Source organism: Flavobacterium sp. U410, from assembly GCF_053570605.1.
This window is the reverse complement of the sequence record NZ_JBSEFI010000004.1, coordinates 83385-97325: the sequence shown is the minus strand read 5'-3', so window position 1 is coordinate 97325 and position 13941 is coordinate 83385. Positions and strand designations below refer to the sequence as shown.

General features: G+C 28.4%; 12 protein-coding genes. All 12 read right to left on the bottom strand.

Features of this window, described 5'->3' with window-relative positions; translation table 11 throughout:
- Nucleotides 1–322: 322 nt before the first annotated feature.
- The 12 genes from ACUSJC_RS04450 to ACUSJC_RS04395 all read right to left on the bottom strand — a co-directional run bounded on the left by ACUSJC_RS04450 (nucleotide 323) and on the right by ACUSJC_RS04395 (nucleotide 13707).
- The gene (locus tag ACUSJC_RS04450; protein WP_449268354.1) at nucleotides 323–796 is read right to left on the bottom strand and encodes a hypothetical protein; all 474 of its coding nucleotides are present in this window, start codon (nucleotides 794–796) and stop codon (nucleotides 323–325) included.
- 817 nt (nucleotides 797–1613) lie between these two features.
- Nucleotides 1614–2288: a hypothetical protein gene (locus ACUSJC_RS04445; RefSeq protein ID WP_449268353.1), complete on the bottom strand. Its 675-nt coding sequence runs from the start codon at nucleotides 2286–2288 to the stop codon at nucleotides 1614–1616.
- Between the two features lie 109 nt (nucleotides 2289–2397).
- Complete coding sequence (locus tag ACUSJC_RS04440; protein WP_449268352.1) at nucleotides 2398–3276, bottom strand: helix-turn-helix domain-containing protein; 879 nt, start codon at nucleotides 3274–3276, stop codon at nucleotides 2398–2400.
- Nucleotides 3277–3515: 239 nt separating this feature from the next.
- Entirely contained in the window at nucleotides 3516–4322 is an 807-nt protein-coding gene (locus ACUSJC_RS04435; protein WP_449268351.1) for a hypothetical protein, read from the bottom strand.
- An 18-nt stretch (nucleotides 4323–4340) separates the two neighbouring features.
- Nucleotides 4341–4478: a hypothetical protein gene (locus ACUSJC_RS04430; RefSeq protein ID WP_449268350.1), complete on the bottom strand. Its 138-nt coding sequence runs from the start codon at nucleotides 4476–4478 to the stop codon at nucleotides 4341–4343.
- 333 nt (nucleotides 4479–4811) lie between these two features.
- Nucleotides 4812–5483, bottom strand: coding sequence for a hypothetical protein (locus ACUSJC_RS04425; protein ID WP_449268349.1), 672 nt, complete (start codon nucleotides 5481–5483; stop codon nucleotides 4812–4814).
- 186 nt (nucleotides 5484–5669) lie between these two features.
- Nucleotides 5670–6587 (bottom strand): hypothetical protein, encoded by a 918-nt coding sequence (locus tag ACUSJC_RS04420; protein ID WP_449268348.1) that lies wholly within the window; start codon nucleotides 6585–6587, stop codon nucleotides 5670–5672.
- 434 nt (nucleotides 6588–7021) lie between these two features.
- Nucleotides 7022–9229 (bottom strand): peptidase domain-containing ABC transporter, encoded by a 2208-nt coding sequence (locus tag ACUSJC_RS04415; RefSeq protein ID WP_449268347.1) that lies wholly within the window; start codon nucleotides 9227–9229, stop codon nucleotides 7022–7024.
- Nucleotides 9230–10519, bottom strand: a complete 1290-nt coding sequence (locus ACUSJC_RS04410) for a radical SAM protein (protein WP_449268346.1) — start codon at nucleotides 10517–10519, stop codon at nucleotides 9230–9232.
- 61 nt (nucleotides 10520–10580) lie between these two features.
- Nucleotides 10581–10799 (bottom strand): hypothetical protein, encoded by a 219-nt coding sequence (locus tag ACUSJC_RS04405; RefSeq protein WP_449268345.1) that lies wholly within the window; start codon nucleotides 10797–10799, stop codon nucleotides 10581–10583.
- A gap of 191 nt (nucleotides 10800–10990) precedes the next feature.
- Nucleotides 10991–11182: a hypothetical protein gene (locus ACUSJC_RS04400; RefSeq protein WP_449268344.1), complete on the bottom strand. Its 192-nt coding sequence runs from the start codon at nucleotides 11180–11182 to the stop codon at nucleotides 10991–10993.
- Nucleotides 11183–11325: 143 nt separating this feature from the next.
- The gene (locus ACUSJC_RS04395; protein WP_449268343.1) at nucleotides 11326–13707 is read right to left on the bottom strand and encodes a TonB-dependent receptor domain-containing protein; all 2382 of its coding nucleotides are present in this window, start codon (nucleotides 13705–13707) and stop codon (nucleotides 11326–11328) included.
- Nucleotides 13708–13941 lie beyond the last annotated feature (234 nt).

The following is a 13941-nucleotide window of genomic DNA, read 5'->3' as shown; positions in this document are numbered from 1 at the left end:
TCTAATAAGTGATATCAAATATAATGAAGTTTAGCTTTTTATCTTATAGTTTTTAATAGTTAGCTTAAGAAATTATGTGTTATTGAAAAAAAGGAAAAGACTATTTTACTGACTATTATAATGCAAAAGACAAATTGTATTTAATTAGTGAAAGCGGAAATGAATCTGGTTTTTTAAATGAAATACCTGAAGAATATACTTCAAAGAGTAACCGATTGGGAAAAATGAATCATAGACAAAATGAGTGTGTAAGCTGTCACGCTCCCATGAAAGAAGATTGGGTTGCTTGTCCTAAATGTGGGTTTAAAAAATAGAAATTATCCTAATCTTCCTCAAAGTTATCCCAATTTATCGGATCTTGATCATCGTTTGAATCAGGCGGTATTGCTCCGGGCGGATTGAATAGCTCCCATTCGTCCCAAAGGTAATTGCTCTTATCAAAATTAGAAACCCAATCTATAAAGAGTTCTCTGAATTCTTCTATTTCTTTTCTGATTAAGGTTACATATTCTTTTTCCTTAAAATTATTATCAAACCTTAAACTACCTACATGAGTATATAAATGCATGGCATAGTCTCTGATTATTGCCGCATTTTGCATTCGGATGCTGTATAAATCACCTGCTTCTGCTCCTGCAATTTTAGCACAAATTATAGCCATATCATCGCGCATCATATATTTTGTTGCATTTAAATACTCATTTTCCTCCGGAATAGCTTCCAGCAGACTGTTGATCAATTTTAAAATGAATTCTGCTTTTTGATATATCGGTAAACTATTTATTTTGTCTTTCATTTTTTACTGTTAAAAGGGTAAAATTAATCCAATGATTGAACGTCCTCTATCATAAAAAAGATCTAATTCTTCAGACTCTTATTCTTTTTGGTTAAGCCGATGATGATTTGATGCCTATTTGTTCCAAAGGTAATCACTAAGAATTTATTAAAGAGGTTATAAATGCTGATTTTTAGTCTTTTTTACTCATGTTTACAATACCTTTTGTTCTCCTATCCTATCAAATTTAAAAATTATAATTGATTTGGTCTTAACTACTCTGCTTCTTAAACCGAGATATTCCTATTTTATACTAAATAAAAAGAGCTGAAATACAATTATATTTCAACTCTTTGTTTAGATACTATTTATTCCTAAGATAGTCATAACCATGAATTCCAGGGTATTCTTGATATAATTAAAACTAATCCTAAACTATAAAAAATTGCAATTAGTTTAAACTTTATATTATCATGAGCATTTCTTTTTGTTTTAGAAAAGCCAATTGTAATGAGTATGACGGCTATTAACATAATAGTCGGATGCTCTAACGCATAGAATCTTGAGATATTATTTTTCATCATCTCTTTTGAAAAATTTGAAATTCCTAATGGAGATGATGCATATAATAGAATACCAATAAGAAACTGGATATGTGTTACAATGAGCCCAATGGTAAATATTAACTTGCTACTACTTGTAAATTTTATTTTAGCTTTATAACCATAAAAAGCATATATCGTTGAAATGGTCAAAAAGATTAACGATAAAAATGCAATAAATGAATGTGAATTTTTTACTACTGAATACATATTAATACGCTATAAACGTTTAACAATTAGAATAACAATACACTACCGAAAACTCCAAAATTATTCTCATTGTGCTTGATAGGTCCATACCAATCAAAATTTGCTGCTGCTCCAAATGAAAATTCTTTGTAACTTAAACCAGCTCTCAACATGATATAACTTCTATTATGATCGCCTGATTTTGGTACAAAACCGTATAGACCTTGTATGCGACTGTAAAAATTAAACTTCTGATTTATTTTAGGTTTATATTCGATTAATGCCAATCCTTCTGAAGCAAGATCATCTGCTATATCTACTTTAGGATTTACAATTACAAGCAAATCTTGTGTTGCATACGAATAAATTAAGCCAGCTACGGGGCGAAAACCATAAACCGGGCTATATTGCATTCCTGATGTAACATCTAAACCTTTGAATACACTATAAGTAAGATGCGCTTGTGTCATTATATCAGGAGTTACTTCTTTTTCCCATGCAGCGTTTGCATTAGTGACACTAAAAAAACCTAACCTTGGGACACTTATAAATTTTTTATTTACAAGTAACTGATACATTACACCTCTTGTACCTGCAACCGCCTCTATTGCAATTGGTGGGTTTTGAAAAGTAGAATTTTTATCTTTATTCTCATTTTGTGCATGAATTGAAGATATTGAAAAAACTGTTGCTATAATAGCAGATACTAAAAATTTGCTCATTTTTTAATTGTTTACTTTGTATAATAATTAATCACTTTAAGTGATGTTTGAAATTATTGCAAAGCTACAATCAGCAAATTTTCAAAAAAGAGTAATTAATGTGCATTAACTAGGACAAATCGTGCATATTTTTTATTCTGTATTCAGTTGGTGTAATTCCTGTAAAATTTTTAAAAATTCTAGTAAAATACGATGGATCTTCAAAATTGAGTTGAAAACTAATTTCTGCAATTGTTTTAGTTTTATCTAAAAGTAAAATTTGACTATTTAAAACAGATACTTCGGCAATTATTTCCTTGCAACTTTTATGAAAAACCATTTTAACACATCTGTTTAAATAATTTGCTGAAACAGCTAAAGAGTCAGTATAAAAAGATAATTTTTTTTCTTTAATATAATGTTGATGTACTAACTTCTTAAAATTGATAGCTATCTGTTGTGAACGTGTTATTGTTCTCTGTTTTTCAGACAATTGCATTATCTTATTTAGTAAAGCCTGAGTCAAACTACTACTAATTTGGATATTTGGATATTTAGAACTTAGTTCAGTAAAAAGTAACTTACAAATGGTGTACATCCATTCGCTTTCTATTTCTTTTAGTTTTAGAACAGGATCAATCATGAAAACATTAAGAAGCTCTGATTGATTAAATAAAACAGTCATTATTTTTTCTTCAATCAATACAAAATAGCCTTTTAAATCATCTGATGTTTTTTGAAGTGCGTTAATGGTTCCTGCTGAAACAAAAACAAGCGATCCTGGTCCGCAATAATATAGTTTGTTGTTTATAAGGTTCACAAAACTCCCTTCTTTTATGTAGAACAAAAAATTATAGCTTGTTTGTATCAGAGGTAAAGGAAGTATAAAATGGTTGCGAAGGAAACTTAATGGGTATGTTTGTAAAGGGGTTTTTTGCCATTGAAAATCAGGTGGAATATCCTTTAAATATTTCCCTTTAAACATTACAGAAGTTATTAAAGTGTTCAATTATTTAGAAGTTTAGTATTTACAAAATTAAGAAATTATAATCCTTTGAAATTATTTGGAAAAATAAATCAAGTTCGTTTAAAAAGGTAGTAACTCCAAAATTCCGCCTTGTAATTTCTAATTTTCTTTTAAATGTTGGTTTACAATTCTTTCCAAGTCAGGAAGGCAAGACTTTTGTATTACTTCATATTCCATAACAATTTACTTTAATACTGTTTTTAATAGTTAAATCTCTAATCTTAATTAAATTTATTCTTTTTCAAATAGTTAATCAATTTAATTGCAATACTATAGGGGTATTTATCATGATTAGGGTAAAAATAAAAATCTTTATTCTCTTCAATTATTTCTTGAGCTTTTTCATAGTCTTTAATTTTTGGCGGTTCAGTAAGTCCGAATCCTAATCGAATGATATTAGTTTTAGAAAGTTTCTTCTTTTCTTCAAGCCTAATATTGTATTCTTCAAATTTATTTTTCAAATCAAAATCTTCGTCAGACTCAACAAAAAGTTTTTTAAATATATCGTTGTATTCAAGAAAATTTAATTGCTTTCTTTCAGAATATTTATGCTTTAATTTTAATAATTCCAGCCATTTGTTTAATGTTTTTTTATCAACTTCAAATTCATTAGCTATATCAGTTTTAGAAAAATTTAATTTATTAAAGCTCTCCTCATTTGCTACAGTACAGAATACTTCCTTTTGAATTTCATTCAGAATATGAAAACGTATTAAAAATACTTTACCTTCTTTTGTTTTTTTGTTTTTATTAACTAACCTTTTAAAAAAAAAAGTTGCATTAAACAATGTGGAAAAAAATCCTTTTCTTGGAGCACTTATCTTTTCAAAATCATTTTTTTGTTCTTCTGTTAAATCAGTAACAAAGTTACTGGCAAAAGATTTAAAATTGTCCCCAATCAAATACTGCTTACAGTCTTTATTTAATTTATATCGGCTATAGAATTGATTATATAAAATAGTTAACTCATCCTGTGAATAGGATGAGTTAACTTTTGAAAAAAGAAATCGGTTTAACTTTTCAATCATTTGAAATAAAATAAATGATTACTTTTTAGCGTTTTTTGATGCTGCACTTGTAGCTCTCGCCGCAAAACTGCTTTTAGAAACTGTTCCTCCATTACTTTTTGCGGTAGCACTTTGAATTCTTGCAGCTGCTGTTTTTGTCATAGGTGTCTTTGCCATAACTTCTCTTTTTTAGATTAATAATAACAAAGTTAAGTTAGACAAAAATGATGAGAAAGAAAATTATCCCCGATACTACATTAATTTTTAATTGCTCTCTTACCTTCTCAAAACTACTTCAACTTACTATTTTGCAACTTTGTTACAACGTCATACATTAATTCAATTCTATTCATATTATTATAATACTCTCAAATTCCTGAACAATTTGCACATTCTATTTATATTAATGCTATACAAACGGCTCACTAAGATCAACGAAGAAACCTCAACTAAAAAAAACTTCCGCTATGGAAGTTTTTTTTACTGTTTAAGTCCTTTAGAAAGATGTTTTTAAACCTCTGTTGAACTAATATTTTTATTTGTTTTTATTGTATACTTTTTGTTCCAATATACTATATATGCTGTTCCCAAAACACTAGGTAAAATCCAAGCTAAAAGTGTTTGCAGGTGAAGTCCTGCCACCATAAAAGCAGTTATAGAAGCTATTAGAGCACCAACCATTCGTCCTAAATGACTGATTAACCAAGCGTTTTTCTTTTGAGTAAAGGTTCTAAAAGTTTGAAAATCTTTTAGTGTCATAAAAGTACCAAAAGCTCCAAAAAAGACATACAAAATACTGTTTTCTACTTTTTGCATCATACCCAGAATACCGATAACCAACATGATGATTGATGCTAACAGCATGATTCCGGATATTAATTTATCTATAAAATCGGCTTTTGTTTTGCTTTTAGTTTTCAAAGTTAAGGCTCTATTTCCGGCTAAAACCATGTAAATGGTAAATATTCCGATTAAGAATAAAAATAAATTTTCGTGATTGGGCATTCGAGCTATAAAAAGGGAAATTAATGAACTGATAACCATAGCATACGAAAATACTTTCCCTGCTTTTTTATGAAATAAAGTTCCTTTTTTAGCTATAATATTTATTATTCCTGTCAACAAACCGATTCCTCCGAAAAAAGCGTGTGTGTAAATTAAAATTGTAATTATTCTTTCCATTGTGTTTTATATTTTTTTATCGGTTCAAATATCAGTCTATTTTTAGTATTGCAATATTTTAAATTTCCGAATTGTCGAATTTTGAGGATGAATTGTTAACTGAAGGGATTTGCATACTTTTTCTTCTTTTTTACTAAATCAAAAATACTCTTGACTAGAAAACAACAACTATCTATATTCAAATTACTAAAGTTCTATTTTTATCTGGTAAATTTTACTGCTTCCGTTTTCTCCTGTTGAAATGTATTGATTAAGTGCTTTGAAATTATTAAACTTTCCGGATTTCAAATTACTACGCTTACTGGTAAAATAAAGAATGTGGTTTTTGCTATCATAAAACGGACAATATTCCATAAATCGCGTATTTATAATTTTCCCCATGTTTATTGCAGGTTGCCATTGATCATTGCTTTCATTTTTTCTGGCAATATATAGGTCTCCACTGCCTTCTCCGCCTTTTGCATTATATTTAGTATAAATCAAAAAAGATTCATCTCTGGAAATAAAAGCATTAAATTCGTAGCCCTCGCTATTAATTGTATTATCTAACAGTTTGGGAGTTGAATACTCCGATCCGTTCCATTCACAAAAATAGATATCGTCTTTACCTAAGCCATTAGGAGATTCCATGGTAAAATAAAGATTATTGTTTTCTGCAAGTGTTGGGTAAAACTCATCTCCGTCAGAATTGACATTTTCTCCTAAATTAAAAGGTTCTGACCATTTATCAGTCTTAGATTTTCTTTTCACATACCAAATATCAAAATTTTGTTTTGCTGTCTTAGCATCAGCTGCCGTAGGTCGATTTGAAACGAAAAATAGTTTTGTTTGGTCATACGACAAGAAAGGTTCTAAATAGTTGTATTCATCACAAAAAGGAAGCAATTCAGGTTCCTTCCATGTTCCGTTTACTTTTTTTACTTGTACTATTTGTGAAATCTCTTGATTGATACTTTGTATGGTAAAAAAGGCTTCGTCACCATCTTGATTAATACAGAAGTCTCTAACATTTGAATATTGGCTTAAATCAATGGCTAGTGATTCTACTTCTTGAGACAACATAACTTTTGTAAACAATAAAAATGCTAAAATAATTCTAATCATAAGTTTATAATACTAACTGTTTTGAGACTTTTCTCTTTTTTATTATGCTAAGTATAGCTTCCTTAAATAAAAGAGATTGATTACAAATATAAGTAAACTTTCATTTTGTGAAAGAGTTATAATTGATGTACGAAAGATTAAATATTAAATTTTAAAGTCATCGTTTATCCCTCAAAAGGTGGAGTTACTAACTTTGTGTTGACAAAAAACTATGTATCCTAAGTCCTTATCTTTGGCTTAATGATACATATAATTTTGTCTTTTTTTTGTTTGCAATTCCAAGGTTTAAGTTTATGATCTGATGTTATAAATACAATATTTCTTTTTAACTAAAATCCTTTGTATTGCTAAACAATTAGTTTGCGCTTCAAAATAATATTATCGCCAAAAATATATAAGCAAAACCACTTAAGCCATTTTTTGGAAAAAAACTATCAATTACCAAGTTCTAATTGATTTTTAACCAAATTATAGTACTCATTTTGTGCCTCCACTAACTCTTTATGAGATCCTTGTTCTATTACAATTCCACCTTTTAGAACAACAATATTGTCTGCATTTTTTACTGTACTTAAACGATGCGCTATAATTACCACTGTTTTTCCCTTGAAAAAATCTTGTAAATTATTATGTATAATTTTTTCATTTTCAGCATCAAGAGCGGAGGTTGCTTCATCAAAGAAAAGATAATGCGGATTTTTATAAACTGCTCTGGCAATGAGTATTCTTTGTTTTTGCCCTCCTGACAAACCATTACCTGAAGCTCCTATTTTTGTATTATATTTTAAAGGCAAAGATTCTATAAAATTTTCAATATTAGCTACTTGAACTGCTTTTTTAAGTTGCTTTTCATTAATTTCTCTTTCTTTAGTTGCAATATTTCTTTCTATAGAATCAGAAAAAATATACCCATCTTGCATTACTACTCCTGTATTTTCTCGAATGCTTTTAGGGGAAAGAGTTAAAATGTTTTCTTGATCAAAAAAAACTTCTCCTTCAACCGGGTCATAAAATTTTAAGAGCAACTTTATTAACGTAGTTTTACCGCTTCCACTTGCTCCTACAATAGCTGTTACTTTACCTTCAGGAATATGAAGGTTGACATTTTTAAGCACATAAGGTGATTTTGGTCCTTCATACTGAAAAGATAGATTTTTAAGGAAGATTCCTTTTTCCTGATTTTTTTCCTGAGAACTAGTTTGAGGAACTAATTTTATTTGATCTTGCTTTTCTTCCGGATTATGGTTTTGAACTTCATTTAAACGTTCTAAACTTAATTTTGCATCTTGTAAAGAGCGTAAAAAACCTACCAATTGATTAACCGGTGAATTCATTTGCCCAATGATATATGAAATGGAAAGTAACATTCCTAATGTCATATTTCCTTGTACCACATTAGTAGCAGCGAGGAAAGTTACAACTATGTTTTTAATTTGATTTAAAAATTCGAAACCCGAAAGTTGTATTTGATCAAGCTTAAGAATTCTTGTATTCAGCTTAAACAATTTTTGTTGAATAGTTTCCCATTCTTTAATTTTAAAATCCTCAAACTGATTGAGTTTCATTTCTGTTACACCATTCAACATTTCATAAATGGATTCTTGATTTTCACTCCTTTGCTGAAAACGATAATAATCCAATATTCGTCTTTTTTTTAACCAATAAAAAGACCAACCAACAGAAAGAACTGTTAATACCAGATATACTAAAAGGATTTTGAAATCATAATACCATAATACCCCAAAGAAAACAGAAAAGGTTATAATGGAAAAAAAAGTTGTTAAACTTTGTGAAGTTAAAAAATCTTCAATACGGTCATTATCTTGTATACGTTGTTGAAAATCTCCCATTAATTTTGTATCAAAAAAATTAATGGGAAGTTTAAGCATTTTTTTTAAAAAGTCTGAGATTATAGTAATACTTAAATGTGTCCCTATATAGAGCATGAGCCAATTGCGAAAAATACTAAAAATAATAGATCCTAGAAACAGCGCTAGCTGACCTAATAAAATTAGAAATATAAAATTAAGATCTCCGGCGTTTACCCCTTTGTCTATTAAGGCTTCTGTTAAAAACGGGAAAATTAAGGTTAATACACTTCCGCACAATAATAGCAGAAACATCATAAAAAGCTTCTTTTTGTATGGCTTTAAATAATTTAAAAGATATTTTATAGTTAGTGTATCTTCTTTAGGTGGCTCTATTTTATAAAACTCTTCGGTTGGATTTAAAAACAATGCAATTCCTTGATCTTTGTATGAAAACCAAGATTTCTCAAACCTATCTTGAGTAAGCTTTATTTTTCCATAAGAAGGGTCTGCGATGTGAAATTTTTTTTGTTTACTAAAAATACCACTACTTATTTTGTATAGAACCACAAAGTGGTTTTGATTCCAATGAAGAATACATGGAAGCGAATTTTTGTTTTCAATTAATTCTCTTGTACTAAGTTTGGCAGATAAAGTTTCGAAACCAACTTTTGCAGATGCTGAACTAATGCCTAATAAAGAAACTCCTTCGCGAGTAATAAAAGCTTCTTTCCGAAAAAAATCCAAAGTGTATTTTTTACCATATTTACTGGCAACCATGCATATACATGCAGGTCCACAATCCATTTGGTCTTTTTGAGGTGTAAAGTTCATTTAATTCGTAATTCTAGTTAAAAAAGTATCTAAAACTACTTGCTTTTTTTTATCCTCATCAAAATCATAAACACAATAATCTTTGCCTTCACTTTCCATAGCTACTTGCGAACAACCTCCTCCACACAAAGGCAATATACTACATGTTTGACATGGTTTATTTTTTAACTTTGCACTCATTCTCTTTTCAAAAATATCGTTCCAACTTATTCTTCCATCTTCTTTTAGAACACCTTCTTTATTTGATGATTTAAAATCTCTAGCAGAACATTTAAAAACCTCTCCATTATAGTTAATTAATGCTTGATTTCTTTTATCTGCATAACAAGAATCTCTAAATGAATCTAATGCTACTCCTGAAACATTAAAATTTTGACCGTTATATTTTTTTATGTATTCTGAAACGTCTTCTTCTAATTTTTGTTCTGCTTGCCAAACACGATGAAATGTAAAACTTATATTTTTTTTAATATTGGTATCTAAATTAGAAAAGGAACTCATTATTTCATCTAACCCTTTAAGGGTTTCTTCAGTACAATTAACTCGTACAATTACCTGTAAGTTATTCTGAGCTAATAAAATGATGTTTGATATGATTTCATCATATGACCCTCTGTTTTTAGATATATATCTGATTTTATCGTGTACAGGTTTAATCCCGTCTAATGTTATTTGAAGCTGATCAACGTCATATTTTAAAAAAGAGTTAATCATCTCTTGATTAATCAATAATCCATTTGTTGTAAATCCGGAATTAAACTTAATATTATGTTGTGCAAATAATTGGCTTAACTCTTTTAATAATGGCAAAACAACATCTTGATATTGAAGTAATGGCTCACCACCAAACCACGAAAGATAAAATCTTTTTAAATCTTTATTTTCTGAAATCGTATTCTCACAAAATTTTATAACGCTTTGAATTGTTTCTTTGTTCATTTTTGAACTCGCAATATGAGTTTCATAACAATACCAACATTTAAAATTACAATTCATTGTTGGATTAATAAACAAGTCGAAAAAATCATCTTTGTTATCGATTTCTCTTTGTAATTTCTTGACTTCCTCTAATTCATTACAATTATTTTCCACAAAAAAACCATTCTGGATCATAAAATTGTAGAAACTGGGATGTATTAATTTAAACTCATTTATCTTATTTTCGTTTTTAGCAGCCTCATACAAACTATATAATTCTTGTTCTAGAAGTATAAAAGAGTTTTTCAAGGCGTTATAACCGACAAATTTATCGTTATAGTATACGAAGTTATTATATGTACTTGCTTTCATTGTATTATTTTTTTGTTCTTTTAAGAAAACAATTACCTAACTAAACGTTAGGCAATCGTTTTTATAAAGAAGTAATTGTATCTGTACTTTTACATTTACAATTATTTCCTGTAGCTCCACAGCTAGAATCAATATTGGTACAAGAACAATTATTACCTAGCGGAGCTGATTCAATTGTGGTTAATTGAAAAGCAGAGGCAAAACCACCTCTTAATTCTCCTTCCTGTGTTTCTGTTAGCTGATTTATTTGCTTTGCTAGCTCTTTAAATGATTTTTTCATTTTAAAAACGTTTAAAAATTTTACTTGACACTCTTCTATATAATAATCTTTAGCTCAAAATATAGAATTTACTAAACTTCTTAATTCCATTAATTTATTGATAAGTAGATTATTATTCAACTAAATCCTTGAATTTTCTAATTCGATTTTTTTAAATAAAAAGGGGGAGAACTTCCCCCTTTTTTGAAAATTTAACCTTCAAAAGTAAGATCTTTTGCATCACAAGAGCTGTTCTTGTTCTTGCATTGACAGTTATTACCTAGTGGAGCTGATTCAATTGTAGTTAATTGAAAAGCAGAAGCAAAACCGCCTTTTAATTTACCTTCTTGAGTTTCTGTTAGCTGATTTACTTGCTTAGCTAACTCTTTAAATGATTTTTTCATTTTAAAAAAATTAAAAGATTAAAACTATGAGTTATCTTTTTTCTACATAAAACTCCATATTGGTAGGTGCTTGCAAACAATTTATTGAGTTACTTTTCTTTACATTTGTGCACTTTTGTAAATACTTCGCATTTCAATTCTCATTAATTAGTTCTATTTTGTTCATCTTGGTTTTTTCGCTCTCTGCTATTCATCTTAAACCTTTTTCCAAAATTGTAGATTACTCCTATTCTAAAATATTGTTCATCATAATAATTTTTGAAAGTATTCTTAATATTATTTGAATATGAAGTATAACGTACTCCTTTAGGATTAATAATATCCTGCACGTTTAAACTGATGATAAGATTTTTATTTAAAAGGAGACATTTAAAAGACGTATTCAACTGTAAATCACTTGAATTATAATCCAAATTATCCACTCCACTTGTCAAAATCCAAAGACTCGTATTTAAGAAAATTGTTTTATTTTGATTCAGTATTATATCATTAGAAAGATTAAACTCACCATTCCATCCGCTTAAATATTGTAATGTCAAAGGTATTTTTGAATTTGTATCGCTATAATAAATATTAGTAGAAGCGTTAATATCCCACCATTTTGTAGGTTTAAAAATAAATGTCTGATTTATTCCATACGTTTTATTTACAATGAAGTTTAAAGGAATATTTTGTTTTACATTATTGTCTTCGTTAAGTATAGTAACATACTCAAAATTGTCGTCTGTATAGGAATAATAAACATTAGTAATTAGTTTATCCTTATAGCTATATTCTAATTCTAAATTATCTGTAAATGCGGGTTGTAAAAAAGGATTCCCTTCTGAATAAGAATAAGGATTATTAACGAATCTAAAAGGGTTTAGAAAACCAAAACTTGGACGGCCAATTCTTCTGCCATAATTTATTGCAAATGAATGTTCATCATTCGGATGATAAGAAATATAAGCTGTCGGAAATAATTTTGAGTAATCATTAGTATGGGTTTGATTTAGTGTTTTTGAAAAGCCTTCTGTTTGGGTAAACTCATATCTTACCCCTACTTTTGCCTCCCATTTTTCAGAAAAACTTTTTTGTAAACTAAAGTAAAGCGCTTGTGTATTCTCTTTATAATTAAACTGGTTACTGAAATTTGAATTTAATATTTCTTCTTTATCTAAAATATCAAAATAGTTAAATAAATTATCTGTCTCCGTTATAGCTATTCTACCTCCATAATTAAAAGTTCCCCAGTCAATCGGATGTTCCATATCAATATTTAAGGAGTAATTCTGAATATCCTGTTGCCCATAATTTTTAGCTTCTTCTAAACTACTTGCTATCGGTTGAGTATTAGGTAAAAATGCTTGAGTATTAAAAAATCTGCTTGTTCTATTTTCATAGTTGAAATAATCAAAGTCTAAAGATAATTTTCTTCCTATAGTATCTATAGTATAAATAAAATGATAATTAAAACTATTCATCTTTTTTTCCTTTTCATTTCTCCCTAAAGTTGTGATAAGAGAGTCTAATGTGTTATTTGAAGCGTTAAATAAGCTCGTTTTATCTATCTCTTTAATCAAAGGCTTATTGTTAATATAATTATATGTAAAACCTGTGGAAATAGCATTATTGATTTCATAATCCATACCCAATCTAACAGACAAAACATCTGTAAAATCTCTACGATTATTTACTTCATCCCAAACAGTATTGGGGTAATATATTTTATTTGTTTCTTGAGGGGCATTAGAACCATTAGTATAACTAACTGATGTATTGTATTGAAACTTTCCTTTTTGCATATTAAAAGTTCCTCCTATGTTTCCTTTAGCATAAGTTGCTTGTTGATAGACACTTCTTAAAGAGGTATTCCAAGTCTCCTTTTTTGTTTTCTTTAATACTATATTTATCAAACCACTATTCCCTTCTGCACTGTATTTTGCCGGTGGATTTGCAAGAACCTCTATCTTTTTTATATCTTCAGCATTTAATGATCTGAGGTAATTAGATAAATCTTCACCAGACATCTGAAGTATTCTATCATTTATCATTACCGCAATATTATTTTTGCCTATCATAGATATATTTTCATTTTGAACTTTTATTCTCGGAGTGAGTTTTAATACATCTAATCCATTACTTCCTGTCGCTGAAACAGAATTTTCTACATTAAACACAAGCCTGTCTACTTTCTGCTCAATTATTTTTTTCCTAAATTCTAAAATCACTCCATCCAATTCATGCGTTGTTTGGATATTAATTATACCTAAGTCTACATTATTATTCGTAATAATATTTTTAGTGTAAAGAATCTTACCCAATAGTCTTGCTTCTATAAAAAATTCTCCTTCTGAAACTTGAAATTCAAAGTATCCGTTACTATTTGTAAGTGTACTTTGCAAAGGCTTTTTGGTTTCATTATATAAAACTACTTCTATGTATTCGGAAGGCTTTTCATTTTCATAAAAAATACCTGATATTAAATTCTGTGAAAATGAATTTAATGAAATTAGAAGTGTAAAAATGAAAAAAAACGTCCTCATATTTTAGAAGAATATTTATGAGAACAATATTATTAGTTTATTAAAATGCGAACAAGTACTTCTGGTTCTAAATTATACCTTTTAGTACTAAAACTCATTTTTTTGTAAAAAAATAAAACATATTTAAATTGTATTTTTGCAAATATTATTTTACTATAATGATATTTAATATTTTTATTGTTTTATTTTTCGCATATTTATCCCTAACAGAATCTTAAAATCAAAAACAATCAG